We start from the raw sequence: 25,319 nt of genomic DNA, 5'->3' as shown, positions 1-25,319 counted from the left end.
GTGCCGACGCACGCGGTGGCTGGAACACCGCGCTCCGTGGCCGATTGTCGCTCAACGTAATGCCGTGGCGAGACGGCGGATGACATCATCTGCGGACAGTCGCTGCCGCCCCGGGCCATGGGTCCGCAGCGCGAGTGCCGGGCCGCACACGCCAAGGGGGAGCCCGGCTCGCCCTCCGCCTGCCCGAGGGCCCACCCGTCCATGCATGACTTGGGGCCGTTCATGACCTGGAATCACCACGGCTGGCTTGCCGGTTACGTGTTACCGGCCGCTCTCGGCGCCGGCCTCGCGTGGGTCGGTCTGGCCCGCAATTCCGTCGGCAAGGGCCGACTCCTCGGCAGTTGGCGATCCGCCGGCCTGACCTTCCTGGTCCTCGCGCTGACCGGCGCCGTCGGCGTCGCCGCCGGGCTCGCGCTTCCACACCTGGCGAAGCTGCCTCCGGCCGCCGCCGGCCTGGCCACCGGTGTCACGACCATGCCGCGCAAGAGGCCCGACGACACGACCCAGCCCTACGTCAAGTACATGACGCTCGGCCTCGCCTGGTTCAGGGAACGCCTCGAGTACCGCATGCAACTCGACGCCCGCACCTGGTCCGACCGGTTCCTGGAAGGCTTCGAGAGGACGACACATCTGCGTGTGTTCGTACACGAACTCAAGAACTATCTGATGGACCGGCATCCCACGCGCGTCAAGGCGATCGTCGGCCTCTTCGAAGAGGCGGACCGGGCCATGGTCCACGCCCTTGATGTGCAGACGAGGACCGACGAGGCCTGCGGGGACCTCCGCAGCGGCTGGATGCGCAAGCCCACCGCCGAGGAGGTCTATCAGTGCCGCAGCGCTCTCGGCGAGGCCTTCAACCGCTGTGGAGACCTGTTGCTGTTCGCCTATGTGCACGGTCGCCGTACGGAACAGCCCGAACTCGAGACCCTGCGCGCCAAGTCGCTGTCCGACGACGCCTTCCACAGCTCACCGCTGCCTCGGCAACGCCGACGGTTCGGCCTCCGTCGCGCCTCATCGACGCGTAGCGACGCCGCTTCCACGGAGCGGCGTTGACTCTCCGCGGCTCGCGGAAGGCTCATCCGCGGCACAGGGAAGGCGGGGAGAGAACCTGATCTCGACGTCGGCCCCCAGCGCTTCCGCGGCCGCGGCCAAGGTGCGCACCGTCAGATTCGCGTCCCCCGACATGATCTGACTGACCCGACCGGGGCTCACGCCCATCGCTTTGGCAAGGTCCGTACGCGACTTCCCGAGCCCTGCCAGCAAGCCCGCGAGAGAGGCCGACGCCTGCCGTGCCAGATACCCACCGGCCGGCTCGGCGTTGCTCTCGCTACGAGCGAAGATGCTCATGACATGACCCCCAACTCACGTCAGGGCAACGGTTGTTGCCGCTGCCTCAAGGATGCCACCTTTAGCTCTAGCTAAAAACTCGGTTGCCGCAAAATCTGTGGGTGCGGCGTTGCGATCTGATCCGTCGATGTGCCGGTGACCTGCGACTTGTCGGCTTCTGACGGCAACCGATGCCTGGCTGGAGCGCGTACCGCAATGGAGCAGGGACCGACCCCCGACGACGGACGCCGAACACCTGATGGACGACGACTGACGACGGACGCCCGATGGACGTCGGACACCGGACGCCGCCCGAGCACGCTTCGTGAGATAGCTCACGGCCGACTTCGCCGCCGTCGCCACTCTCCGCCTCCGCCGCACCCGCCTTCCGGCTGTGCGATGACTCACATCTGCGGGCATACGAGAAACGGGCCCCTGTCGTGACTTCCGTCACGGACAGAGACCCGTCTCGTGTGGTGCGCGAGGGGGGAGTTGAACCCCCACGCCCTTGCGGGCACTGGAACCTGAATCCAGCGCGTCTGCCTATTCCGCCACCCGCGCATTGGGTGTGTCTCCGGCTCCTGCCCTTGCGGTGCTGGCGCCTTCCGACATCGAGAACATTAGCACGGTGGACAGGGTGACTTCACATCCCTTTTCCCGCCCGCCCCCCTCGCCCGCCCCGCCCATCCCCGGCCCGACCAGCGACGACCCGGCAGCAGGGGCCCACGGCCGGGGAGGGACGGGCCCTCGGACCCGGTCCCGGGAGCCGCCGGGTGCGATCAACGCCCCCTACGACCCCGGCCACGGCGGCCCCGCCACCGCTCTTCACTCCCCACCCCACGCCACAACACCGCACACCACACCGCCGCACACCCCACACGCAACAGTCCGGCAACGACTCGACGTGAACCGGTTCACGTATCAACCTCGTACCGGTCCAGCTCATCTCTACAGATGACGGGCAGGGCCCGCACTCCGGTGCGGGACACTGGTCTCCGGCCGCCTCTACGATCCATGCCAGGACTACGTGCACAAGGAGTTCGAAGGGGGCCTGTGGAGGGAACTCCGCAGGCGTCGACACCCTTCGACAGGGCCGACAGGGGGAACCAGCCGATTTTCCGGCGCGTAGATACGATCAGTGAGCAGTACCAGGTAAGCAGTACGCAGGACGGCAACGAAGGAGGAGGTGCCCCATGGGAGTCCTGAAGAAATTCGAGCAGCGTCTCGAAGGTCTGGTCAACGGCACCTTCGCCAAGGTGTTCAAGTCCGAGGTCCAGCCAGTGGAGATCGCCGGAGCGCTCCAGCGGGAGTGCGACAACAACGCGACCATCTGGAACCGCGACCGGACCGTCGTCCCCAACGACTTCATCGTGGAGCTGAGCGCCCCGGACTACGAGCGCCTCAGCCCCTACTCCGGCCAGCTCGGCGACGAGCTCGCCGGCATGGTGCGCGACTACGCCAAGCAGCAGCGCTACACCTTCATGGGCCCCATCAAGGTCCACCTGGAGAAGGCCGAGGATCTCGACACCGGCCTGTACCGGGTGCGCAGCCGTACGCTCGCCTCCTCCGCCGACCAACAGGCTCCCCAGTCCGCCTCTCCGGCCGGACGGCAGAGCCCCGGCGGCTACGGCTACCCCCCGGCCGCCTCGCCCGCGCCCACGGGCGCGGGTGCCCCTCCCCTGCCGTCCACGCCGCCACCCGGCGGCGGACGTCCCGGCGCCGCCCCCTACGGCCAGCGGCCGCCCGCCGCACCGACGAGCGGCGGGCGCACGCGCTACTGGATCGAGATCAACGGCACCCGCCATCAGATCTCCCGCCCGACGCTGGTGCTGGGCCGCAGCACCGACGCCGACGTGCGGATCGACGACCCCGGCGTCTCGCGCCGGCACTGTGAGATCCGGACCGGAACGCCCTCGACGATCCAGGATCTCGGGTCCACCAACGGCATCGTGGTGGACGGGCAGCACACCACCCGCGCTACGCTCCGCGACGGCTCGCGGATCGTCGTGGGCAGCACCACCATCATTTACCGGCAAGCCGAAGGGTGAAGCGGGGGCAATGTCAGAGCTGACCCTCACGGTCATGCGGCTGGGTTTCCTGGCCGTACTGTGGCTGTTCGTGATCGTGGCCGTGCAGGTCATCCGCAGCGACCTGTTCGGAACGCGTGTCACACAGCGCGGCTCACGCCGGGACGCGGGGCGGCCCCAGCAGGCCGCCCGGCAGAACCGCCAGGCGGCGGCACCCCCGCAGCAGCGCCAGCAGTCGAGCGGCGGCCGTCAGCGCCGTGGTGCCCCCACGAAGCTGGTCGTCTCCGAGGGCTCCCTCACGGGCACCACGGTCGCGTTGCAGGGCCAGACGATCACGCTCGGCCGCGCGCACGACAGCACGATCGTGCTGGACGACGACTACGCCTCCAGCCGCCACGCCAGGATCTACCCCGACCAGAACGGCCAGTGGATCGTCGAGGACCTCGGGTCCACCAACGGCACCTACCTCAACCGGTCCCGGCTGACGACCCCCACACCGATTCCGCCGGGCGCGCCGATCCGCATCGGCAAAACCGTCATCGAGCTGCGGAAGTAGTACGACAATGAGCGAGCGGAGCGAGCACGCGGCAGCGGCCCAGACGACGGGCCTCGGCGCGCTCCCGACCGGAGGGTGGGCACCGTGCGGATGTACCCGGAGCCGACGGGCGAGGTGCACATGAGTCTGTCACTGCGCTTCGCCGCCGGATCGCACAAAGGCATGATCCGCGAGGGCAACGAGGACTCCGGCTACGCCGGTCCGCGCCTGCTCGCGATCGCCGACGGAATGGGCGGCCAGGCCGCCGGTGAGGTCGCCTCCTCCGAGGTGATCTCCACCATCGTCGCGCTGGACGACGACGTCCCCGGATCCGACATCCTCACCTCGCTCGGCACCGCCGTGCAGCGCGCCAACGACCAGTTGCGCGCCATGGTCGAGGAGGACCCCCAGCTCGAAGGCATGGGGACCACCCTCACCGCCCTGCTGTGGACCGGCCAGCGACTCGGGCTCGTCCATGTCGGCGACTCCCGCGCCTATCTGCTGCGCGACGGCGTCCTGACGCAGATCACCCAGGACCACACCTGGGTGCAGCGGCTCGTCGACGAGGGCCGTATCACCGAGGAAGAGGCCACCACCCACCCGCAGCGCTCGCTCCTCATGCGCGCGCTCGGCAGCGGCGACCGCGTCGAACCCGACCTGTCGATCCGCGAGGTGCGCGCCGGTGACCGGTATCTGATCTGCTCGGACGGCCTGTCCGGCGTGGTCTCCCACCAGACGATGGAGGAGACCCTCGCCAGCTATCAGGGCCCGCAGGAGACCGTGCAGGAGCTGATCCAGCTCGCGCTGCGCGGCGGCGGCCCCGACAACATCACCGTCATCATCGCCGACGTCCTCGACCTGGACACCGGGGACACCCTCGCGGGGCAGTTGTCCGACACCCCCGTCGTGGTGGGCGCGGTCGCCGAGAACCAGCAGTACGCGCAGGACAACGGCATCATGCAGACCCCCGCGGGCCGCGCCTCCGGCCTCGGCCGCCCCGCGCCCGGACAGGGCGGCGGAGGCGAGTTCGGGCCCCCCGGCAGCGGCGACGGCGCGGATTACGACTCGGCGGGCAGCTTCGACTCCTACAGCGACGAGGACTTCGTCAAGCCGAAGAAGGGCCGCAAGTGGCTCAAGGGGTCGCTCTACTCGGTCCTGGCGCTCGCCCTCGTCGGGGGCGGGCTGTACGGCGGCTACCGCTGGACGCAGACGCAGTACTACGTCGGCGCCGAGGGCGAGCACGTCGCGCTGTACCGCGGCATCAGCCAGGACCTGGCCTGGGTGTCGCTGTCGAAGGTGCAGAAGGACCACCCGGAGATCGAACTCAAGTACCTGCCGCCGTACCAGCAGAAGCAGGTCAGGGCGACCATCGCCCAGGGCAACCTCAAGTCGGCCCAGTCCAAGGTCACCGAGCTGGCCGTGCAGGCGTCCGCGTGCAAGAAGGACGCCGAGCGCCGGGCCACGGAGGACCGGACCGCCAAGTCCAAGGCCACCCCGACCAAGACCCAGACCGCACCCACGTCCACACCCGGCCCCACCCTCTCGGAGGAAGAGCAGAAGGTCGTCTCACTGTGCGGTAAGCAGTAAGCGAGCCGTGAGAGGGCCTGTCACACCCATGAGCAGCAGCACGAACTCGACGACGCACCACACGTCCACGATCGGCGCGATCGGCGCGCCCAGCCGCCGCAACACCGAGCTGGCGCTGCTGGTGTTCGCCGTCGTCATCCCGGTGTTCGCCTACGCCAACGTCGGCCTCGCCATCAACAACACGGTGCCGCCCGGCCTGCTCAGCTACGGCCTCGGCCTCGGTCTGCTGGCCGGCGTGGGCCATCTCGTCGTACGGAAGTTCGCCCCGTACGCGGACCCGCTCCTGTTGCCGCTGGCCACCCTGCTCAACGGGCTCGGTCTGGTGGTCATCTGGCGCCTCGACCAGTCCAAGCTGTTGCAGCACATCCACCAGGCCGGCAGCGCGGCGCCCCGCCAGCTTCTGTACACCGCGCTGGGCATCGGCCTGTTCGCGGTCGTACTGGTCTTCCTCAAGGACCACCGGGCCCTCCAGCGCTACACGTACATCTCCATGGTCGGCGCGCTGATCCTGCTGCTGCTGCCGCTGGTACCGGGCCTCGGCGCCGACCTCACCTACGGCGCCAAGATCTGGATCTCGGTCGCCGGATTCTCCATCCAGCCCGGTGAGTTCGCGAAGATCGTCCTGGCGATCTTCTTCGCCGGCTATCTGATGGTGAAGCGGGACGCGCTCGCGCTCGCCAGCCGCCGCTTCATGGGCCTGTACCTGCCGCGTGGCCGCGACCTCGGCCCGATCCTCGTCGTCTGGGGGATCTCGATCCTCATCCTGGTCTTCGAGACCGACCTCGGTACGTCGCTGCTGTTCTTCGGAATGTTCGTCATCATGCTGTACGTGGCGACCGAGCGGACGAGCTGGATCGTCTTCGGTCTGCTGATGTCCGCGGCCGGTGCCGTCGGTGTGGCGAGCTTCGAACCGCACGTGAAGTCGCGTGTGCAGGCCTGGCTCGACCCGATGCACGAGTACCTGCTCAGCCGGTCCGGGGTCCAGGACGGCGTCATGCACTCCGAGCAGCTCCAGCAGGCCCTGTGGGCGTTCGGCTCCGGCGGCACCCTCGGCTCCGGCCTCGGCCAGGGCCACTCCGACCTCATCCGGTTCGCCACCAACTCCGACTTCGTCCTCGCCACCTTCGGTGAGGAGCTGGGCCTGGCCGGCCTCATGGCGATCCTGCTGGTCTACGGTCTGATCGTGGAGCGCGGCGTGCGCACCGCCCTCGCCGCCCGCGACCCGTTCGGCAAGCTGCTGGCGGTCGGCATGTCCGGCGCCTTCGCGCTCCAGGTCTTCGTCGTCGCCGGCGGTGTCATGGGGCTCATCCCGCTGACCGGTATGACGATGCCCTTCCTGGCCTACGGCGGATCCTCCGTCATCGCCAACTGGGTGCTGATCGGCATCCTCCTGCGCATCAGCGACACGGCGCGCAGACCCGCCCCGTCCCCCGCTCCCAACCCCGACGCCGAGATGACCCAGGTGGTCCGCCCGTGAACAAGCCCGTGCGCCGAATCGCGATCTTCTGCGGCCTCCTGGTCCTCGCGCTGCTCGTCCGCGTCAACTGGCTCCAGTACGCCAAGGCCGACAGCCTCAAGAACGCCACCGACAACCGTCGCGTCAACATCACCCGCTACGCCTCGCCGCGCGGCGACATCATCGTGGGCGGCTCCCCGGTCACCGGGTCGGTGGAGACCAAGACCGACGCGCTCAACGACCTGAAGTACAAGCGCACGTACAAGGACGGCCCCATGTGGGCGCCCGTCACCGGCTACGCCTCGCAGGTCTACGGCGCGACCTTCCTCGAGGGCGTCGAGGACGGCATCCTCACGGGCACCGACGACAAGCTCTTCTTCCGCAACACCCTGGACATGCTCACCGGCAAGCCGAAGCAGGGCGGAAACGTCGTCACCACACTCAACGCCGCGGCGCAGAAGGCGGCGTACGACGGGCTCAAGGGCCACGGCAAGGGCGCCGTCGTTGCCCTGGAACCGTCCACGGGCAAGATCCTGGCGCTGGCCTCCTACCCGTCCTACGACCCCGGATCGATCGCCGGTAGCAACGACGGCGAAGCCTGGCAGGGGCTGCAGAAGAAGAACAACTCCGACGACCCGATGCTGAACCGGGCGCTGCGCGAGACCTACCCGCCGGGCTCCACGTTCAAGGTGGTCACCGCCGCCGCCGCGCTGGAGAACGGCAAGTACTCCTCGGCCGACCAGCACACCGACTCCCCGCTGCCGTGGATCATGCCCGGCACCACCCAGCCGTTGCCGAACGAGGGCAACCTCCCCTGCGAGAACGCCAGCATGCGCGAGGCGCTGCGCGTTTCCTGCAACACCGTCTTCGGCAAGATCGGCGCGGACCTCGGCAACGACAAGATGCTCGAGGAGGCGGAGAAGTTCGGGTTCAACAAGCAGCAGTTCGTCCCGACCCGCGCCGACGCCTCCGTGTTCTCCAAGGACATGAACACGTCGCAGACGGCCATGTCCTCCATCGGCCAGTTCAACACCGCGGCGACCCCGCTCCAGATGGCCATGGTCGTCTCGGCGATCGCCAACGACGGCAAGCTGATGAAGCCGTACATGGTCGACAAGCTCCAGTCGCCGAGCGTCGACACCCTGGAGCAGACGCAGCCGGAGGAGCTGAGCCAGCCGCTGTCCTCGAACAACGCCCAGATCCTCCAGTCGATGATGGAGACGGTCGTCAAGAGCGGCACCGGCACGAACGCGCAGCTCGGCAACGGCGTCACCGTGGGCGGCAAGACCGGTACCGCCCAGCACGGCGTCAACAACTCCGGCAAGCCGTACGCCTGGTTCATCTCCTACGCGAAGATGAGCGACGGCAGCTCGCCGGTCGCCGTGGCGGTGGTGGTCGAGGACGAGAACGCCAACCGCGGCGACATCTCCGGCGGTGGCCTCGCCGCCCCCATCGCGAAGAACGTCATGAAGGCTGTCATCGACAGCAGGCAGTGACCCCCGTCACGTCCCCTTCACATCGGTGCACGTTGCGATACCGGTCCTGTATCGGGTGGCGGATGTGGCCAGGTCACGCAGAGCGAGCCGGGTAGCGTATGCCCGGACAGCACACCGCCGGACCACACGCGGGTGTGGTCGGGACCGACGGAGAGGGCTGGTAGGAAGCTATGGAAGAGCCGCGTCGCCTCGGCGGCCGGTACGAGCTGGGCCAGGTGCTCGGCCGTGGTGGCATGGCCGAGGTCTACCTCGCGCATGACACCCGTCTCGGCCGCACCGTGGCAGTGAAGACCCTGCGCGCCGACCTGGCGCGCGATCCTTCCTTCCAGGCCCGGTTCCGCCGGGAGGCCCAGTCGGCCGCCTCGCTCAACCATCCCGCGATCGTCGCGGTGTACGACACGGGCGAGGACTACATCGACGGGGTCTCCATCCCGTACATCGTCATGGAGTACGTCGACGGCTCCACGCTCCGAGAACTGCTGCACAGCGGCCGCAAGCTGCTGCCGGAGCGGTCCATGGAGATGACCATCGGCATCCTCCAGGGCCTGGAGTACGCCCACCGCAGCGGCATCGTCCACCGCGACATCAAGCCGGCGAACGTCATGCTGACGCGCAACGGCCAGGTCAAGGTGATGGACTTCGGCATCGCCCGCGCCATGGGCGACTCCGGTATGACGATGACGCAGACCGCGGCGGTCATCGGCACCGCCCAGTACCTCTCGCCGGAGCAGGCCAAGGGCGAGCAGGTCGACGCGCGCTCCGACCTGTACTCGACGGGCTGTCTCCTCTACGAGCTGCTGACCGTCCGTCCCCCCTTCGTCGGCGACTCCCCGGTCGCGGTCGCCTACCAGCACGTGCGCGAGGAGCCCCAGGCCCCGAGCGTCTTCGACCCCGAGATCACGCCCGAGATGGACGCGATCGTGCTGCGGGCCCTGGTCAAGGACCCGGACTACCGCTACCAGAGCGCCGACGAGATGCGCCAGGACATCGAGGCCTGCCTCGACGGACAGCCCGTCGCGGCGACGGCGGCGCTGGGCGCGGTCGGTGCGGGCGGCTACGGCGGCTACCCCGACGAGCAGCCCACGACGGCCCTGCGCCCGGACCCGAGCGGCGGAGCCACGACGATGCTGCCGCCGATGAACCCGGACGACGGCGGCTACGGCTACGACGACCGCCCGGCCCGGCGCCGCCAGAAGAAGTCGAACCTGTCGACGATCCTGCTCGTCGTCTCGGCCGTGCTGGTCCTGGTCGGCGCGGTCTTCATCGGCAAGTGGATCTCCAGCGGCAGCGGAGGCGCGGGCAACGACATGGTGCCGACGCCCAGTTTCGTCGGCCTCTTGCAGAAGGAGGCCGAGCGGCAAGCCGAGAACGCCGATCTGAAGCTGGCCATCACGAAGAAGCCGTGCGAGAAGGAGCGGAAGGGCTACGTCTGCTCCCAGGACCCCGTGGGCAGGACCGAGGTCAAGAAGGGCGACACGATCAAGCTCGTGGTGTCCACGGGCGCGCCGAAGGTCGCGGTGCCCGATGTCGACGGGCAGAACGTCGACGACGCCAAGGCCAAACTCGAGGGCGAGGAGTACGGGTTCAAGGTCGAACTCAAGCCCCAGGAGTCCGGCCAGGCCGCCGCGAACACGGTCCTCGGAACCGACCCCGCGGCAGGCGAGAAGGTGCAGAAGGGCTCCACGATCACGATCACCTACGCCCAGGAGCCGTCCCGGGTCACCGTTCCCGACCTCTCGGGCAAGTCGGCCGACGACGCGCGGACCTATCTCCAGTCCAAGGGCCTCCAGCTCGGCACCCAGACGGAAGAGGAGTCCGGCGACCAGCCCGAGGGCACGATCTTCTGGCAGAGCCAGGGCGCCGGTTCGGAGGTCGCCCGTGACACCACGATCGACGTCAAGATCGCCAAGGCCCCGCAGGAGCAGCCCTTCGCGATGCCGAAGGTGAGCCAGATGACGCTCGGCCAGGCCAAGCAGGTCCTCGCGGGGGCCGGCCTGGAGCTCGAGAAGGCAGTGGGCCCCGGCGCGAACGACGACAACGCCATGGTCGTGAAGAGCGATCCGACGGAGGGCGCACAGGTCAAGAAGGGCGACAAGGTGACCCTCTGGGCCATCGGCACCGGCGGCCCGCAGCAGTAGAACGGCAGTAGGAACTCACCGCGGCCCGCGAAGAGTTCACCAAGGGGCCTGGAATCCACCACGGATTCCAGGCCCCTTGACATGTATCGAGGTCGAGACTGACGGCAGGTCGATGCCGACCGGACTCCGACGTCCACCCGTTATACGAACTTCGACCATATCTTCATACACCCTGGCTCGTTGTACAGGCGGGCGGGAATCGAATCGCTGCCCCATCACTCCGCAACGGCACACACGGAGGGGGCAGTCAGAAGTGATCCAGGAAGCGGCTCTGCTGGAATCGAGGGCTCTGCGCAGCAGCGTGCTCGACCGCACGGATGTACTCGACCGAGTGAAGGCACTGTCGCTGCTACCGGACGGGATGCATGTGACTACGGCGATGGTGGCGGCGTATTTCGGTGTCACGGCCGAGGCCGTCCGACAACTGGTCCACCGCCATCGTGAAGAACTGGAAGTCAACGGCCTGGTCGTACTGCGAGGCTCTGACCTGCGGAGATTCGAGAGTGACAACATGTCACTCTCGCCGGGAAGTTATCCACAGGCCCGTCGAAGCCTCACCATCTACTCCCGGCGAGCCATCCTCAACGTCGCCATGCTCCTACGCGACAGCGAGGTCGCCCGCCAGGTGCGTGCGTACCTGCTGGATATGGAATACCTGGCCCGTACGCGGCCTGTGGACACCCCTGCCCCGGCCGACATCCTCGCCCTCGACGACCACATCGACCAGCGCATCGCCCACATCCTCGGCAAGACCGTCGTCCCCTTGTTCAACGCCCTGATCGAGAGCTCGAGCGAACACCGTCGCGAACTCATCGCTCTCCGCGCCGACATCGAGAACGTCGAGCGCAGACTCTGCTGGCATCACCAACGGCTCAGCGGGCTGGAGGGGAACGAGCCCAGGAACCAGATCAGCGCGTCCGTCGACTCCATGACCTGGCAGGCGTTCGAACGCCACGTCGCCGCCCTGCTGCAACGCGACGGCTGCACCAAGGTCGTCGTACGGCAGTCCCAGAGCGACCGCGGCATCGACGTCACCGCGCGCACGGCCGACGGGCGCACGGTCGCCGTTCAGTGCAAGAAGCTCAACCGTCGGCCGTACGTATCGAGCGCGGACATGCAGAAGTTCGCCGGCGCCGCCCGGACCGTCGAGCCCGCGGACATCGCACTCTACGTCGCCACCTGCGCCTTCTCCCACGAAGCACAGGCGATCGCCCGGCTCAGTGGCATCGACCTCGTGGATCGCGGCGAACTGGAGGCCTGGAGTTCCGGAGTGCGGCTCACGGCCCTCGGTTAGCGTGGCGTGGCAAAGGCCCGAAGTCGCAAGAGGAAGTTGCGGCTTCGGGCCTTCGGCATCCTACTCAGCGCAGCTCCTTCGGCGGTGTGCGCTTGCTGTCCACCTTCTCCACCCGCTCCAGTTCGCCCCACACGATGTACCGGTACTCCGACGTATAGATCGGCGTGCACGTCGTCAGCGTGATGTAGTGGCCCGGCTTCTTCACGCCCGCTTCCTTCGGGACGGCGGTGAGGACGTCCACGTTGTACTTCGAGGTCTCCGGAAGGGTCGCGAAGACCTTGTAGACGTACCACTTGTCCTTCGTCTCGAAGACGATCGGGTCGCCGTCCTTCAGCTTGTGGATGTTGTGGAACTTCGCCCCGTGTCCGTCCCGGTGCGCGGCCAGCGTGAAGTTGCCGTTCTTCCCCGTCGTCGGCAGCGTCGCCTTGACCGGGTCCGTGTAGTACCCGGCCACACCGTCGTTGAGGATGCTCGTCGACGTGCCCTTCTCGACCAGCACCTCGCCGTTGTGCATCGCCGGCACATGCAGGAAGCCGATGCCGTCCTTGGTGTCCAGGGCGCCGGGCCCGCCGTCCTTGCCCGCCGCCCAGTGGTCGCGCACCTTGTCGCCCTGCCGGTCGGCCTGGCGGTCCGCGAGTATGTTCGTCCACCACAGCGAGTAGACGACGAACAGTCCGAGCACCAGGCCCGCCGTGATCAGCAGTTCGCCGAGGAAGCTGACCGCCAGCGCGATCCGGCGCCGCCCTCGACGCCGCGGCACCGAGGAGGGGGCGAGGCCCGGTGACGGCGCGCCGTTCTGCTCGTCCTGGTCGGTCGTCACTCCCACTGCGTCTGCCCCGCCTGTTCCACGTGCTCGTGCGTCCACATGCCCTACCGAATGAGCGCGTCCGGTTTGCCCTTGCTGCGCGGCCGTTCCTCGACCATCTTGCCCCAGACGATCAGCCGGTACTTGCTGGTGAATTCAGGCGTGCAGGTGGTCAGTGTGATGTAACGGCCCGGCTTGGTGAAACCCGACCCCTTCGGAACGGGATCGAGGACGCTCGTGTTCGCCGGTGATGTCACCGGAAGGAGGGACGTCATCGTGTAGACGTAGTACTCCTCCTGGGTCTCCACCACGATCCTGTCCCCCGGCTGCAGCCGGTTGATGTACCGGAACGGCTCCCCGTGGGTGTTGCGATGGCCCGCGAGCCCGAAGTTGCCCGTCCTGGCGTCCGGCATCGCCGTCTTCAGGCCCTCCTCGCCGTAGTGCCCGACCATCCCCTTGTCGAGCACCGCGGACTTGCTCGTGCCCTCCGCGATCGGCACGGCCACGTCCAGCTTCGGGATGTGCAGGATGGCGAAGCCCTGCCCCGGCTCGAACTCCCCCGGCTCCCGCTTGCCGCTCGCCCAGTCCTGCTGGAGATGCTGAGCGGCTCGGTCCGCCTGCTGGTGCGCCCGTACGTTCGACCACCAGAGCTGGTAGGTCACGAACAGCAGCATCAGGACACCGGTGGTGATGAACAGCTCGCCGAGCACCCGGCTCGCGATGACCCCCGCGCTGGGCTTGCGCGCCCGTGCGGCCCGTCGGGCCTCCACCCGGGACAGGGGCGCGCCTTCCGCGCTCCCAGCTGGCTTCTCGGCCGTCTGTGGCCTGCTTGCGCGCCGTCCCTGCCTCTTGGCCGCCTTGCGCCGGGCGGCCCGGCCGCCGAGTGGCGGCCCGAAGGACTCGCCGGGACGCTCTGCGGCCCGCGACATCTCCGCGATATCCACGGTGCGCAGCGCGACGGTCTCGCTGTCCCTGGGCGCGGAGGCGCCCCGCCGGTCCGGTGCCTCGTACGTCTCGGGGCCCCCGTGGCCGGAGAGGACGGGAAGGACCGCCGTCGCCTCGTACGACGACTGCGGCGCCTGCTGCTCGTACGACGCCCGGTCGCGCCCCGCGCCCGTGCCCGCGTACCCCTGCCGCCCTTGCTGCCCCTGCCATGGGCCGAAGCCCTCGTACGGCTGCTCCCCGTACGGGGCCCCGTCGTCCGTGGCACCCCCAGGAGCCGCGCCGCTGTCGCGCTCGGGGCGCAGCGCGGTCACGCCGTGGCCCTGCCCACCACCGGGGCAAGCCCCGTCGACCTCGCCACGGCCTCCTGGTCGCCGCACTCCGCCAGCCAGTTGGCCAGCATCCGGTGGCCGTGCTCGGTCAGCACCGACTCGGGGTGGAACTGCACGCCCTCGACCGGGAGTTCACGGTGCCTGAGCCCCATGATGATCCCGTCGTGCGTCCGCGCCGTGATCTCCAGTTCGGCCGGCACCGTCTCCGGTGCGGCGGCCAGGGAGTGATAGCGGGTCGCGGTGAACGGGGAGGGCAGCCCGGCGAAGACGCCCTTGCCCTCGTGCTCGACCGGTGAGGTCTTGCCGTGCAGCAGCTCGGGCGCCCGGTCGACGACACCGCCGTACGCCACCTGCATCGACTGCATGCCCAGGCAGACACCGAAGACGGGGACGCCGGTCGCGGCGCAGTGCCGCACCATCTCGACGCAGACGCCGGCCTCCTGCGGGGTCCCGGGGCCGGGGGACAGCAGCACGCCGTCGAACCCTCCGCCCTGGGCGTGCGCCGTCGACACCTCGTCGTTGCGCAGCACCTCGCACTCGGCGCCCAACTGGTACAGGTACTGGACCAGGTTGAAGACGAAGCTGTCGTAGTTGTCGACGACGAGAATGCGCACACTCACTGGTTGTCCACCGTCACATCGTTGAAGGGCAGCAGCGGTTCGGCCCACGGGAAGACGTACTGGAACAGGACGTAGACCACGGCCAGCGCCAGCACCACCGACAGCAGCGCCCTCACCCACGCGTTCCCCGGCAGATGCCGCCAGATCCAGCCGTACATGCCGTCCCTTCCGTCTCACCACGGCACCGGACTCACGCCGTACTCCACCAGACTAACGGCGCCGAGCCGCCTGTTTCGTGGTTCCGGTATCGGATCGACAAAGGCCCGTACAATTCCGCCGGACCGTCGGGGCCGCCCTACTGCACGGGCTGCGCGTAGTGCAGATCCACCGTGCCCGTGTAACCGGGAAGGGTCACCGTCCCGTCGTCGGTGACCTTCCAGCCGAGGCCGTAGACGTTGACGTAGACCATGTAGTTCTGGATCGCCGGTGAGTCGGTGAGCGCCTTCTTGAGCTTCTCCGGGTCCCCGACCGCGGTGATCTTGTACGGAGGCGAGTAGACGCGGCCCTGGAGGATCAGGGTGTTGCCGACGCAGCGCACGGCGCTGGTGGAGATCAGCCGCTGGTCCATGACCCTGATGCCCTCGGCGCCGCCCTGCCAGAGGGCGTTCACCACGGCCTGGAGGTCCTGCTGGTGGATGACCAGGTAGTCGGGCTGGGGCTCGGGGTAGCCGGGGAGCTTGGCGGTCGCGTTCGGCGGGGCGTCGTTGAGCGTGACGGTGATGGCCCTGCCGGTGAGCTTCCGGGTGCCCGCGTTCTTCTCCAGCGCCGCCAGCCGCGCCTGCTCCGCCTTGCCGGTGTTGCCGCCGGTCCGCTTGGCCAGGCCCTCGACGTCGTCACGCAGCGCGGCGTTGGACTCGTCGAGCCGGGCGTTCTTGTGGCTGCGCTCGTGGATGAGGTCCGAGAGCTTCAGCAGCGAGGAGTCCGTACGGATGTTGGTCCCCTTCGCCGTGTCGAAGCTCGTGAAGAAGATGAGCCCCGCGAGCGCGAAGACACCCACCGTGAGCACGCGCACGGGCCGGAACCGGTGCCCGGAGGAGAACGTGGACTTCGATTCCGGCGAACCGGAACCCCCCTGGGGGGAGTCGGCCGTATCGCTCACGTACCCTTATCTCCTTCGGCGCCTCGGAAGCACTACGCTAACGGACGCCCGGGGGAGCGCCGGTGTCCCCTTGTACGCTGCCCCGGAACGCGCCCCCGTTCCCTGCGTGGCCACGCAGCGCATCGACAGGAGAGACTCTCGTGCCGAAGTCACGTATCCGCAAGAAGGCCGACTACACGCCCCCGCCGTCCAAGCAGACGACGACCGTCAACCTGAGCAGTCGCCGCTGGGTCGTACCGGTCATGCTGGCGATGTTCGTCATCGGGCTCGCCTGGATCGTCGTCTTCTATGTGACCGACGGTTCCCTGCCGGTGGACGCGCTGGGCAACAAGAACATCATCGTGGGCTTCGCGTTCATCGCGGCGGGCTTCGGCGTCTCCACGCAGTGGAAGTAGCGGCCTAGTTATCCACAGCCCTGTCCACAGGAGGGTGGGGCGGTGGAAAAAGAACGACGATCTGTGGATAACTCATGGGGGTCGTGACGTCGGTATGACGGAATCACCGGGCCTCGTAAATCTGTTCGCCCCCTGTCCCACCTGGGAAAACTCCAGTCGGTGACAGGGGGCACGCGTGTTCTCCGCACTGTGCACAAGATCATCTGCGGGCTGTGGACAACACTGGGTACAACCTCGGGCTACGGCGTGTGCACACCCGCCACTCAGGTGAGCTGGGCGGTCCTCACCAGGGTCATGACGATCACCGCGGCCAGCACCACCGCGCAGGTCCCGTACTGCACGAGCGTCCGCCGCTCGCGGGGCGCGTGCACCATCGCGTATCCGACCACGACACCGCCGACGAGGCCGCCGACGTGCGCCTGCCAGGAGATGTTGAACCCCGGGCTGAAGGTGATGATCAGGTTGACCGCCAGCAGCGCGAGGACCGGGCGCATGTCGTAGTTGAGGCGGCGCAGCAGCACGGCCGTGGCGCCGAAGAGCCCGTAGATCGCGCCGGAGGCCCCGAGCGACGGCTGGTTGGGCGCGACCACCAGGTAGGTGAGCGCGCTGCCCGCCAGTCCGGCGCTGAAGTACAGCGCGAGATAGCGGGCGCGGCCCAGGGCCGCTTCCAGCGGAGCGCCGACCCACCACAGGCTGAGCATGTTGAACAGGATGTGGAAGTAGCTCTGGGGGTCGTGCAGGAACATCGCGGTCAGCAGCCGGTACCACTCGCCCTGCGCGACACCCACGATCTCGCCGTGCTGCCAGTAGGAGGCGGCCCGGCCGAAGAGTTCGAATCGCTCGGTGAAGCGGTCACCCAGGGAGAGCTGGACCAGGAACACGGCCAGATTGACGCCGATCAGCAGCTTCGTGAGCAGCCTGGGGTCGGCGGTGATGGCACCGCCCGCGAGCGTACGGGGCCGGTTGGCGGCCGGGGAGTGGCCTGTGCCGGAGCCGCCGCTGACGCACTGCGGGCACTGGAAGCCCACGGCGGCGTCGACCATGCACTGCGGGCAGATGGGGCGCTCACAGCGGGCGCAGCGGATGCCGGTCTCGCGGTCCGGGTGCCGGTAGCAGACCGGCAGCTCCCGGGCGCCGTGCGGACCCTGGCTCTGCGGGCCCTGCGGGGTGCCTGGCGCCTCGTCCATGCGGTTCCCTCACTTCTCCGTACGACGGGGTGCCCCGCCCTTCCTTGTACGGACGGGCGGGGCCGATTTGTTCCCTCGTGCGGTGTCCCGCGGGACTCAGCCCTCGCGGGTCTCGACGACGACGGACTCGATGACGACGTCGTTGACCGGACGGTCCGTGCGCGGGTTGGTCGGGGCCGCGGCGATGGCGTCCACGACCTTCGTGCTGGCCGCGTCGACGACCTCGCCGAAGATGGTGTGCTTGCGGTTCAGCCAGGCCGTCGGAGCGACCGTGATGAAGAACTGCGAGCCGTTGGTGCCGGGGCCGGCGTTGGCCATGGCCAGCAGGTAGGGCTTGTCGAAGCCGAGGTCCGGGTGGAACTCGTCCCCGAACTGGTACCCCGGGCCACCGGTGCCGTTGCCCAGCGGGTCGCCGCCCTGGATCATGAAGCCGCTGATCACCCGGTGGAAGACCGTGCCGTCGTAGAGCTTCTTCGTGGACTTCTCGCCGGTCGCGGGGTGGGTCCACTCACGCTCGCCCTTGGCGAGTTCGACGAAGTTACGGACCGTCTTGGGCGCGTGGTTCGGCAGGAGCCGGATCACGATGTCGCCGTGGTTGGTCTTCAGGGTGGCGTAAAGCTGCTCAGCCACGATCTGCCTTCCGTTGTCCTCTGTGACTCCCCGATCCTCGCACGGGACGGGCGGTGCGTCGTCCGGCTACGACCGAGTCGTCCCGCTCGCGGGGCGCGGTGCGACGATCCATGGCATTGTCGTCGGAAAGGGGCTTGTTGCCCCGAATCATCCCTGAAAGCTCCTATGACCCGGATGCCCGCGCTCGCATGCCCGCGAGCGCTGCCCGAGGCATGATCCGTTCAAGGCTGGAAAGTCGAAGTTCTGTACGCCACCGAGGAGGAGGAAGCCGTGACCCGCATCGACAGCGTGCGCGCCGCGACCGGCTCGGCGAGGGACAGCGTGCTGCATGCCGCGGAAGTGGTGGCGCCCTACGCCGACATGGCCAGGACCAAGGCAGCACAGTATGCGCGCGAGGCAGGTGTCCGTCTCGCGCCGAAGATGTCGCAGGCCGCCGACCAGGCCCGCGTCCAGTACGGCACCTATCTCGCCCCCCGCCTGGTGCAGGCGCGCTCCCATGTGCCGCCCAGGGTGGACCAGGCGGCCCAGAACGCCGCCAGAGCCTATCGTCAGGCGGCCGAGTACTCCCGGCCGATGATCGAGCAGGCGATGGCCGTCGCCGGCCCCGCGCGAGAGGAGGCCGCGGCTCGTAGCACCGCCGCACTGGCGGCCCTGCGCGGCCAGGTCACCCCGAAGCAGATCCAGAAGCTGGTACGCCGGCAGCAGCGGCGGGCCACGGCCGCTCGCGCCGTGAAGGGCCTGGCGTTGCTGGGTGTGCTGGCCGGCAGCGCGTGCGCCGCCTGGAAGTGGTGGGACAAGCAGACCAACCCCGACTGGCTGGTCGAGCCGCCTGCCGCGACCGAGGTCCCGCAGGGGGACCGTCTGGCGTCGGTGGACGGCAGCGGCGCCAACCCGCTGGATCCCGACGTGCAGACGATGCGGGCCGACGACGAAGGGGAGGACGGCGGCCGTCGCGGCCGTCTCTGAGCGTTCCCCCATCACCGCTGTGGGGCAGAGGACTTGAGGTCTTCTGCCCCACAGTCATGTTTCACGTGGAACACCGCGCCCCTCGCGGGAGCGTTTACGCACACGCCCCTTGATGACGTTTGCAATGCGCCAACTGTGCGGGTTCGGTGGAGACTTCCCCTACGGGATGCGTCATCTCGTGCACACATACCCGGACATACTCACCCAGACTTGACCTCTTACGTCACCGCACATCACTCTGCGACCACATCGGACGCCTGCGCGAGGGCCGTGAATCCCCCGGCCGTCACGAGTGTTTGCGCAAAGAAGTGCAACGCCTGCAAAGGGTTTGATGTGACATGGGTCACCGCATACGAGAAACCGGCCAGCCGCCGCGTGGGCACCTGACCGGTCCGAGGTGTGGAGCCTAGGGGAGTCGAACCCCTGACATCTGCCATGCAAAGACAGCGCTCTACCAACTGAGCTAAGGCCCCGGAGGACTGCGTCCGACCGGCGGTGAAGCGGACCGGCGGGCGCTGCGGACCAGCGTACCGGGTCTTCGGCTGTATCTCACAAAAAGAGGGGGGTCCCGGTGGACAAACACTCTCCGTAAGATGCTCGTCGTGGTTCGCTACAGCGAACCGCGGTATTTGGGGAAGCGATGGGGAGACGCAATGGACACCGCACAGCAGGAAGCCACCGCAAGAGCGCGGGAGCTTCAGCGGAACTGGTACGGGGAGCCGCTGGGGGTGCTCTTCCGCAAGCTCATCGACGATCTCGGTCTCAACCAGGCCCGTCTCGCCGGTGTACTGGGGCTGTCCGCTCCGATGCTGTCGCAGTTGATGAGCGGTCAGCGCGCCAAGATCGGTAATCCGGCGGTGGTCCAACGGGTGCAGTTGCTGCAGGACTTGGCGGGCCAGGTCGCGGACGGCAGCGTGAGCGCGGCCGAGGCGACCGAGCGGATGGACGAGATCAGAAAGTCGCAGGGGGGCTCGGTGCTCAACAACTCCACGCACGCGACGATCACTTCGGGCGCTCCCACGGTCAAGCGCGTGGTCCGCGAGATCCAGTCGCTGATGCGCTCGGTGGCGGCGGCGGGCGACATCATCGAGGCGGCGGACACCCTCGCCCCGACCCACCCGGAACTGGCGGAGTTCCTCCGGGTCTACGGGGCCGGCCGCACCTCCGACGCGGTCGCCCACTACCAGTCCCACCAGAGCTGATCCGACGCCTCGACCACCGGGGACTCCCGCGCCCGGGGCACGCGGGAGTCCACCCTCGGTGACGTCGTCACCCACAGCACACCGGGAACACCGTCCGGCATTCCCGAGCCGTACCCGGCCCGGGGATCCGGACGGACCGTAAGCCCCCTGCGAGCCCCCACGGGCCGCGCGGCCGCAGAAGAGGGCGCGGCACCACCACAGCCCCGTCACACGGCCTCCTGGCCCCCGGCACACCCCGCCCACGGCCATGACCGAGCAGTCGCTCACCCGCCCCGCGTCGGCAGGGAACACAAAGCCCCGACCGCCACTGCGATCGGGGCCTGCTCTGAATCTGCTGTCTGTCGACTCAGGAACTCGTGGGCACGGAGTCAGTCGCCTCCGTCCACAGATCCTGCTCGGCGCGATCCGCCTGGATCTGGCGGTACACGAGGAGCCCGCCGATGGCGGCCAGTGCGACCAGGAGAAGCTTCTTCACCGCGCGACCTCGTCTTTCCTTGACGTAGGGGACCTCTGGCGCCCGACTATACACACCGATCGATATCGATCGGTGACCTGGATCGGCTTCCCAACTCCGGTCCTGGGCAGGGCGATACGGCCCGAATCGACCAGAGGGCGCCGCTCCGGACCGTCGGCGACCACGGCACCACAGAATGTGACGTTCGCCGCTCTCCGGCCCATTTCCCGAGTTTTCCGGGCTCTCTGCGCCCATCCGAGTGGTGTTCATCCGAAGATCGATGCGCCACGGCCGTAGGTCCACCACTTCCGGGTCCACATACACATCATGAGCAAAGTACGCAAATCGCCCAACCCGAAAGTGAGGGGCCATGGCCGAGAACAAGGTCATGACGCTGTGGACCGCTATCGTCACCGCCTTCCTTGCTCTGTGCACCGCGCTCGGACTCATCACCCCGGCCGCCGCGGCGGCCGTACCTCAGCCCCAGCCGGAGCACAACAGCAGCACGCGCCTGACGCCGCCGAAGCAGAGGCCCCTGCAGCGCAGAGCGGCCCGCGAACGGTCCCTGCCCCCCACGATGAAACAACGCATCCACGCGGAGGCCCACAACACCTCCCCGTCCTGCCGCCGCGACCCGCTCATGGATCTCATCGCCGCGGACCCGCTTCCCCCCTCGGTCCCCCGGCCCCGTACCGAACCCATGGCCCCGCACAAGGGGACCACGCCCCTCCAGAGCTGATCCGGCCCCTTCTGACCTCACCGCTCCCCTGGGGAGCCCCCATCACTCCAGCGGCGAACTTGCGTACCAAGCCCCGCACGAGAACACGAGAACGGCCCGGCACCTGTCCACGGTGCCGGGCCTTCGCTGTCCGTCTTCGTCACACTCACGCGGTTCCGGTGTCCTCCGGCCGCTCCCCCTCCGCCTGGGACGGCTCGGTCCTGGGGACGTCCGGATGCTCCTCCATGGCCGTACGCGCGGCTGGTTCGTCGCGTTCGCCCTCGGCCTGGGACGGGGTGTGGGAGTACGGCGAGCTGTCGTAGCCCGAGGCTCCGGTTCTCATGATGGCCTCCCTCGGTCGCTCTCCTCCCATGCTGCTCCCCGTACGGCAGCAGGGCGAGACCAAGCCGGCGGACGGCTACGCCCCCGCTCCACCCCACAACGCGGAGCGGGCGCTTCCCACCAGGGGAAACGCCCGCTCTCTGCGATCTTCATCTGTGGGGCTAACAGGATTTGAACCTGTGGCCTCATCCTTATCAGGGATGCGCTCTAACCAACTGAGCTATAGCCCCGCCGCGCTCTGCGGTGTGTGTCCCGCGCGCTGACTCCTGAAGATTAGCGCACGACGTGGGAAGTCCCAAAATCGATAACGGCGCCGGGCTCCGGCCCGCCGGGAACGATCCGGGCACGAGAAGAGCGCACCCCGGGCCGGGATGCGCTCTGTCGTACGAAGTCGCTTTCAGAGCAGGCCAGTTGGGCCGCCCCTGGGTCGCTACTCGTCCTCCGCCAAGGTCAGCTCGACACCGCCGACGAAGCCCGCCGAGATGTTGTAGATGAACGCGCCCAGGGTCGCGAGAGCCGTCGCCAGGACGACGTCGATGACCGCGATGATCGTCGTGAACGTCAGCACACGCGGCAGGGACAGGAACGACTGGAGATCGAATCCCTTCGAGTCGGTCGAGCCGGTGGCCTCCGAGATCGTGTCGCCGACCGTCGAGAAGACGCCCATCGCGTCCATGACCATCCACAGCACCGCCGACGCGACGATCGTGCAGATACCGAGGGCTATGGAGAGCAGGAAGCTGACCTTCATCACCGACCAGGGGTCGGCCTTCGACACCCTCAGACGGGCCTTGCGGGTGCGCGGTGTGGTGCTCGCGCCGGTCCGGGGGCGGCGCACGCCACCCGTCGACGGCTGCGCCTGATAGGCCTGCGGCGGGTGGTAGGGGCCCGCGGGCTGCTTCGGGCGCTGGCCCGGCAGCGGAGAGGCGGGCGCGTCGCCCGCCTGTGCCGCGCTCGGCTGCGCGCCGGCGGCGGCCGGGCCCGCTCCAGCCGCGTACTGCTGCTGCGGGCCTCGGGTGTCCGTCACAGTTCCCCCCTGGGATCCATGAAAGTCATGGGAGTGCGTGGCGGAGCCACGGCCGCCGCCGTCCGTGTCCGTACCGGTCGATCCGGCGCCCGTGGCTCCGCTCACGCTGACTCACTTCCTAGTGCTACTCGGCGGAGGGCGCCTCGCCCTCGTCCGTGCTGGTGCTCGCGGCACCTTCGGCGGTCTCGTCCACGGCCTCGTCGCCGTCGACTTCCTCCGCCTCGCGCCCCGCCTCGGCGTTCCGCGCGATGCCGACCACGGCATCTCGCTTGCCCAGGTTGATCAGTTGGACGCCCATGGTGTCACGGCCCGTCTCCCTGACCTCACTGACCCGGGTACGGATCACACCGCCGCCCAGCGTGATGGCGAGGATCTCGTCGCTCTCCTCGACCACCAGCGCGCCGACGAGCGAACCGCGGTCCTCCACGATCTTGGCGGCCTTGATACCGAGGCCACCGCGCCCCTGGACGCGGTACTCGTCGACGGCGGTCCGCTTCGCATACCCGCCGTCGGTGGCAGTGAACACGAACGTACCGGGTCGGACAACATTCATCGAGAGCAGCTCATCGCCCTCGCGGAAGCTCATCCCCTTCACACCGGAGGTGGCGCGGCCCATCGGGCGCAGGGACTCATCGGTCGCGGTGAACCGGATCGACTGCGCCTTCTTGCTGATCAGGAGCAGATCGTCAGCGGCGGAGGCCAGCTCGGCGCCGATCAGTTCGTCGTCCGAACCGTCTTCCATCTGGCGGAGGTTGATCGCGATGACACCGCCGGAGCGCGGCGAATCGTAATCCTTCAGAGCCGTCTTCTTGACCAGACCGCCCTTGGTGGCGAGCACCAGATACGGCGCGGCCTCGTAGTCGCGGATCGCGAGGATCTGGGCGATCGCCTCGTCCGGCTGGAAGGCGAGCAGGTTCGCCACGTGCTGGCCGCGCGCGTCCCGGCCGGCGTCGGGCAGCTCGTAGGCCTTCGCCCGGTAGACGCGGCCCTTGTTGGTGAAGAACAGCAGCCAGTGGTGCGTCGTGGACACGAAGAAGTGGTCGACGATGTCGTCTTCCTTGAGCTTCGTGCCGCGGACGCCCTTGCCGCCGCGCTTCTGCGCGCGGTAGTCGTCGGTCTTGGTGCGCTTGATGTAGCCGCTGCGGGAGACCGTGACGACGATGTCCTCCTCGGCGATCAGGTCCTCGATGGACATGTCGCCCTCGAAGGGCACCAGTTGGCTGCGGCGGTCCTCGCCGTACTTCTCGACGATCGCCGCGAGCTCCTCGCTGACGATGCCGCGCTGGCGGACCGGGGAGGCGAGGATCGCGTTGTACTCGGTGATCTTCGCCTGGAGTTCGTCGTGCTCCTGGACGATCTTCTGCCGCTCCAGGGCCGCCAGCCGCCGGAGCTGCATCTCGAGGATCGCGTTGGCCTGGATCTCGTCGATCTCCAGCAGGCTCATCAGGCCCCCGCGCGCGACCTCGACGGTCTCGCTGCGCCGGATCAGCGCGATGACCTCGTCGATGGCGTCCAGGGCCTTGAGCAGACCGCGCAGGATGTGGGCGCGCTCCTCGGCCTTGCGCAGCCGGAAGCGGGTCCGGCGGACGACGACCTCGATCTGGTGCGTCACCCAGTGGCGGATGAACGCGTCCAGCGACAGCGTGCGCGGCACGCCGTCCACCAGCGCCAGCATGTTGGCGCCGAAGTTCGTCTGCAGATCGGTGTGCTTGTACAGGTTGTTCAGGACGACCTTGGCGACCGCGTCCCGCTTGAGGACGATCACCAGGCGCTGGCCCGTACGGGAGGACGTCTCGTCACGGACATCCGCGATGCCGCCGATCCTGCCGTCCTTCACCAGATCGGCGATCTTCTGCGCCAGGTTGTCCGGGTTGACCTGGTACGGAAGTTCGGTGACCACCAGGCACTGGCGGTTCTGGATCTCCTCGACCTCGACCACCGCGCGCATCGTGATCGAGCCGCGGCCGGTGCGGTAGGCCTCCTCGATACCCTTGCGGCCCACCACCAGGGCACCGGTCGGGAAGTCCGGGCCCTTGATGCGCTCGATGAGCGCGTCCAGCAGCTCCTCGTGCGAGGCCTCGGGGTTCTCCAGGCACCACTGGGCGCCGGCCGCGACCTCGCGCAGGTTGTGCGGCGGGATGTTGGTCGCCATACCGACCGCGATCCCGGCCGAGCCGTTGATCAGCAGGTTGGGGAAGCGGGAGGGCAGGACGGTCGGCTCCTGGGAGCGGCCGTCGTAGTTGTCCGTGAAGTCGACGGTCTCCTCGTCGATGTCGCGGACCATCTCCATCGACAGCGGCGCCATCTTGCACTCGGTGTAGCGCATGGCCGCCGCCGGGTCGTTGCCCGGAGAGCCGAAGTTGCCGTTGGAGTCCACCAGCGGCATCCGCATCGACCACGGCTGCGCGAGGCGCACCAGGGCGTCGTAGATCGAGGAGTCGCCGTGCGGGTGGTAGTTGCCCATGACGTCGCCGACGACACGGGCGCACTTGTAGAAGCCGCGCTCGGGGCGGTAGCCGCCGTCGTACATCGCGTACAGGACGCGGCGGTGGACGGGCTTGAGGCCGTCCCGGACGTCAGGCAGCGCACGGGACACGATGACGGACATCGCGTAGTCCAGATACGAGCGCTGCATCTCCGTCTCGAGCCCGACGGGCTCGACACGCATCGCGAGTTCGCCGCCCTCTTCCGGGGTGACGGGGGTGTTCTCGTCGGCCATTGCTGGTGAAGATCCTTCCTGG

General features: G+C 68.4%; 24 protein-coding genes and 3 tRNA genes. 12 read left to right on the top strand and 15 right to left on the bottom strand.

Going from position 1 to position 25,319, the window contains the following annotated elements; translation table 11 throughout:
- Window positions 1-222: 222 nt before the first annotated feature.
- The gene (locus tag ACZ60T_RS20470; RefSeq protein WP_469667135.1) at window positions 223-1,053 is read left to right on the top strand and encodes a hypothetical protein; all 831 of its coding nucleotides are present in this window, start codon (window positions 223-225) and stop codon (window positions 1,051-1,053) included.
- On the opposite strand, the gene ACZ60T_RS20465 is transcribed toward ACZ60T_RS20470, so the two are convergent.
- Window positions 1,012-1,347: a helix-turn-helix transcriptional regulator gene (locus ACZ60T_RS20465; protein ID WP_365628707.1), complete on the bottom strand. Its 336-nt coding sequence runs from the start codon at window positions 1,345-1,347 to the stop codon at window positions 1,012-1,014. The two genes, ACZ60T_RS20470 and ACZ60T_RS20465, sit on opposite strands and share 42 nt — an antisense overlap.
- A gap of 453 nt (window positions 1,348-1,800) precedes the next feature.
- Window positions 1,801-1,887: transfer RNA gene (locus tag ACZ60T_RS20460), tRNA-Leu, on the bottom strand.
- A 632-nt stretch (window positions 1,888-2,519) separates the two neighbouring features.
- Here ACZ60T_RS20460 and ACZ60T_RS20455 point away from each other — a divergent pair.
- The 7 genes from ACZ60T_RS20455 (at window position 2,520) to ACZ60T_RS20425 (ending at window position 11,859) form a co-directional block, all read left to right on the top strand.
- Window positions 2,520-3,374, top strand: a complete 855-nt coding sequence (locus tag ACZ60T_RS20455; protein WP_469667134.1) for an FhaA domain-containing protein — start codon at window positions 2,520-2,522, stop codon at window positions 3,372-3,374.
- A gap of 10 nt (window positions 3,375-3,384) precedes the next feature.
- Window positions 3,385-3,909 (top strand): FHA domain-containing protein FhaB/FipA, encoded by a 525-nt coding sequence (locus ACZ60T_RS20450; RefSeq protein WP_365628713.1) that lies wholly within the window; start codon window positions 3,385-3,387, stop codon window positions 3,907-3,909.
- Window positions 3,910-4,029: 120 nt separating this feature from the next.
- Window positions 4,030-5,475: a Stp1/IreP family PP2C-type Ser/Thr phosphatase gene (locus tag ACZ60T_RS20445; RefSeq protein WP_469667133.1), complete on the top strand. Its 1,446-nt coding sequence runs from the start codon at window positions 4,030-4,032 to the stop codon at window positions 5,473-5,475.
- Window positions 5,476-5,503: 28 nt separating this feature from the next.
- On the top strand, window positions 5,504-6,952 hold the full coding sequence (locus tag ACZ60T_RS20440; protein WP_365628716.1) for an FtsW/RodA/SpoVE family cell cycle protein: 1,449 nt from the start codon (window positions 5,504-5,506) through the stop codon (window positions 6,950-6,952).
- Window positions 6,949-8,427: a peptidoglycan D,D-transpeptidase FtsI family protein gene (locus tag ACZ60T_RS20435; RefSeq protein WP_365628719.1), complete on the top strand. Its 1,479-nt coding sequence runs from the start codon at window positions 6,949-6,951 to the stop codon at window positions 8,425-8,427. The genes ACZ60T_RS20440 and ACZ60T_RS20435 overlap by 4 nt, the downstream gene beginning before the upstream one ends.
- Window positions 8,428-8,597: 170 nt before the next feature.
- On the top strand, window positions 8,598-10,565 hold the full coding sequence (pknB, locus tag ACZ60T_RS20430) for a Stk1 family PASTA domain-containing Ser/Thr kinase (protein ID WP_469667132.1): 1,968 nt from the start codon (window positions 8,598-8,600) through the stop codon (window positions 10,563-10,565).
- Window positions 10,566-10,818: 253 nt separating this feature from the next.
- The gene (locus tag ACZ60T_RS20425; RefSeq protein ID WP_469667131.1) at window positions 10,819-11,859 is read left to right on the top strand and encodes a restriction endonuclease; all 1,041 of its coding nucleotides are present in this window, start codon (window positions 10,819-10,821) and stop codon (window positions 11,857-11,859) included.
- Between the two features lie 64 nt (window positions 11,860-11,923).
- On the opposite strand, the gene ACZ60T_RS20420 is transcribed toward ACZ60T_RS20425, so the two are convergent.
- From ACZ60T_RS20420 to ACZ60T_RS20400, 5 genes are all read right to left on the bottom strand, one after another.
- Window positions 11,924-12,685 (bottom strand): class E sortase, encoded by a 762-nt coding sequence (locus tag ACZ60T_RS20420; RefSeq protein ID WP_469667130.1) that lies wholly within the window; start codon window positions 12,683-12,685, stop codon window positions 11,924-11,926.
- Window positions 12,686-12,729: 44 nt separating this feature from the next.
- Entirely contained in the window at window positions 12,730-13,920 is a 1,191-nt protein-coding gene (locus ACZ60T_RS20415) for a class E sortase (RefSeq protein WP_469667129.1), read from the bottom strand.
- Window positions 13,917-14,558 (bottom strand): aminodeoxychorismate/anthranilate synthase component II, encoded by a 642-nt coding sequence (locus ACZ60T_RS20410; RefSeq protein WP_469667128.1) that lies wholly within the window; start codon window positions 14,556-14,558, stop codon window positions 13,917-13,919. The genes ACZ60T_RS20415 and ACZ60T_RS20410 overlap by 4 nt, the downstream gene beginning before the upstream one ends.
- A complete protein-coding gene (locus ACZ60T_RS20405) occupies window positions 14,555-14,716 on the bottom strand; it encodes a hypothetical protein (RefSeq protein ID WP_365628737.1) in 162 nt (53 codons plus the stop codon). The genes ACZ60T_RS20410 and ACZ60T_RS20405 overlap by 4 nt, the downstream gene beginning before the upstream one ends.
- Window positions 14,717-14,853: 137 nt before the next feature.
- Entirely contained in the window at window positions 14,854-15,657 is an 804-nt protein-coding gene (locus ACZ60T_RS20400; RefSeq protein WP_365628740.1) for a DUF881 domain-containing protein, read from the bottom strand.
- Between the two features lie 140 nt (window positions 15,658-15,797).
- Here ACZ60T_RS20400 and crgA point away from each other — a divergent pair, with 140 nt between their 5' ends.
- Complete coding sequence (crgA, locus tag ACZ60T_RS20395; RefSeq protein ID WP_365628743.1) at window positions 15,798-16,052, top strand: cell division protein CrgA; 255 nt, start codon at window positions 15,798-15,800, stop codon at window positions 16,050-16,052.
- A 263-nt stretch (window positions 16,053-16,315) separates the two neighbouring features.
- Here the strand turns inward: crgA and ACZ60T_RS20390 are convergent, their stop codons facing one another.
- Both ACZ60T_RS20390 and ACZ60T_RS20385 read right to left on the bottom strand, forming a co-directional pair.
- A complete protein-coding gene (locus ACZ60T_RS20390; protein WP_365628746.1) occupies window positions 16,316-17,239 on the bottom strand; it encodes a rhomboid family intramembrane serine protease in 924 nt (307 codons plus the stop codon).
- Between the two features lie 96 nt (window positions 17,240-17,335).
- A complete protein-coding gene (locus tag ACZ60T_RS20385; RefSeq protein WP_365628749.1) occupies window positions 17,336-17,869 on the bottom strand; it encodes a peptidylprolyl isomerase in 534 nt (177 codons plus the stop codon).
- Between the two features lie 270 nt (window positions 17,870-18,139).
- On the opposite strand from ACZ60T_RS20385, the gene ACZ60T_RS20380 reads away from it, so the two are divergent.
- Window positions 18,140-18,835, top strand: coding sequence for a DUF5324 family protein (locus tag ACZ60T_RS20380; RefSeq protein WP_365628752.1), 696 nt, complete (start codon window positions 18,140-18,142; stop codon window positions 18,833-18,835).
- Between the two features lie 400 nt (window positions 18,836-19,235).
- Here the strand turns inward: ACZ60T_RS20380 and ACZ60T_RS20375 are convergent.
- Window positions 19,236-19,308, bottom strand: a tRNA-Ala gene (locus ACZ60T_RS20375).
- 180 nt (window positions 19,309-19,488) lie between these two features.
- Here ACZ60T_RS20375 and ACZ60T_RS20370 point away from each other — a divergent pair.
- Complete coding sequence (locus ACZ60T_RS20370; RefSeq protein WP_365628755.1) at window positions 19,489-20,037, top strand: DNA-binding protein; 549 nt, start codon at window positions 19,489-19,491, stop codon at window positions 20,035-20,037.
- Window positions 20,038-20,383: 346 nt separating this feature from the next.
- Here ACZ60T_RS20370 and ACZ60T_RS20365 read toward each other — a convergent pair whose 3' ends face one another.
- A complete protein-coding gene (locus ACZ60T_RS20365; RefSeq protein WP_365628758.1) occupies window positions 20,384-20,512 on the bottom strand; it encodes a DLW-39 family protein in 129 nt (42 codons plus the stop codon).
- Between the two features lie 349 nt (window positions 20,513-20,861).
- On the opposite strand from ACZ60T_RS20365, the gene ACZ60T_RS20360 reads away from it, so the two are divergent.
- On the top strand, window positions 20,862-21,230 hold the full coding sequence (locus ACZ60T_RS20360) for a DUF6344 domain-containing protein (RefSeq protein ID WP_365628761.1): 369 nt from the start codon (window positions 20,862-20,864) through the stop codon (window positions 21,228-21,230).
- A gap of 145 nt (window positions 21,231-21,375) precedes the next feature.
- Here ACZ60T_RS20360 and ACZ60T_RS20355 read toward each other — a convergent pair whose 3' ends face one another.
- The 4 genes from ACZ60T_RS20355 to gyrA all read right to left on the bottom strand — a co-directional run bounded on the left by ACZ60T_RS20355 (window position 21,376) and on the right by gyrA (window position 25,297).
- Entirely contained in the window at window positions 21,376-21,552 is a 177-nt protein-coding gene (locus tag ACZ60T_RS20355; RefSeq protein WP_365628764.1) for a hypothetical protein, read from the bottom strand.
- Between the two features lie 155 nt (window positions 21,553-21,707).
- Window positions 21,708-21,781 (bottom strand) — tRNA-Ile (locus ACZ60T_RS20350).
- 200 nt (window positions 21,782-21,981) lie between these two features.
- Entirely contained in the window at window positions 21,982-22,683 is a 702-nt protein-coding gene (locus ACZ60T_RS20345) for a DUF3566 domain-containing protein (RefSeq protein ID WP_365628767.1), read from the bottom strand.
- A gap of 19 nt (window positions 22,684-22,702) precedes the next feature.
- The gene (gyrA, locus tag ACZ60T_RS20340; protein WP_365628770.1) at window positions 22,703-25,297 is read right to left on the bottom strand and encodes a DNA gyrase subunit A; all 2,595 of its coding nucleotides are present in this window, start codon (window positions 25,295-25,297) and stop codon (window positions 22,703-22,705) included.
- Window positions 25,298-25,319: the final 22 nt, after the last annotated feature.

The sequence above is a fragment of the Streptomyces sp. NPDC104371 genome, assembly GCF_055583785.1.
The sequence above is the reverse complement of the archived record's forward strand: the minus strand, read 5'-3'. Positions and strand labels throughout refer to the sequence as shown.

What these genes read in the sequence shown, in the direction of transcription:
- ACZ60T_RS20470 (WP_469667135.1), top strand. Translation starts at nt 223, where the DNA reads ATGACCTGGAATCACCACGGCTGGCTTGCCGGTTACGTGTTACCGGCC.
- ACZ60T_RS20465 (WP_365628707.1), bottom strand. Translation starts at nt 1,347, where the DNA reads ATGAGCATCTTCGCTCGTAGCGAGAGCAACGCCGAGCCGGCCGGTGGG.
- ACZ60T_RS20455 (WP_469667134.1), top strand. Translation starts at nt 2,520, where the DNA reads ATGGGAGTCCTGAAGAAATTCGAGCAGCGTCTCGAAGGTCTGGTCAAC.
- ACZ60T_RS20450 (WP_365628713.1), top strand. Translation starts at nt 3,385, where the DNA reads ATGTCAGAGCTGACCCTCACGGTCATGCGGCTGGGTTTCCTGGCCGTA.
- ACZ60T_RS20445 (WP_469667133.1), top strand. Translation starts at nt 4,030, where the DNA reads ATGAGTCTGTCACTGCGCTTCGCCGCCGGATCGCACAAAGGCATGATC.
- ACZ60T_RS20440 (WP_365628716.1), top strand. Translation starts at nt 5,504, where the DNA reads ATGAGCAGCAGCACGAACTCGACGACGCACCACACGTCCACGATCGGC.
- pknB (WP_469667132.1), top strand. Translation starts at nt 8,598, where the DNA reads ATGGAAGAGCCGCGTCGCCTCGGCGGCCGGTACGAGCTGGGCCAGGTG.
- ACZ60T_RS20405 (WP_365628737.1), bottom strand. Translation starts at nt 14,716, where the DNA reads ATGTACGGCTGGATCTGGCGGCATCTGCCGGGGAACGCGTGGGTGAGG.
- ACZ60T_RS20390 (WP_365628746.1), bottom strand. Translation starts at nt 17,239, where the DNA reads ATGGACGAGGCGCCAGGCACCCCGCAGGGCCCGCAGAGCCAGGGTCCG.
- ACZ60T_RS20370 (WP_365628755.1), top strand. Translation starts at nt 19,489, where the DNA reads ATGGACACCGCACAGCAGGAAGCCACCGCAAGAGCGCGGGAGCTTCAG.
- ACZ60T_RS20360 (WP_365628761.1), top strand. Translation starts at nt 20,862, where the DNA reads ATGGCCGAGAACAAGGTCATGACGCTGTGGACCGCTATCGTCACCGCC.
- ACZ60T_RS20355 (WP_365628764.1), bottom strand. Translation starts at nt 21,552, where the DNA reads ATGAGAACCGGAGCCTCGGGCTACGACAGCTCGCCGTACTCCCACACC.
- gyrA (WP_365628770.1), bottom strand. Translation starts at nt 25,297, where the DNA reads ATGGCCGACGAGAACACCCCCGTCACCCCGGAAGAGGGCGGCGAACTC.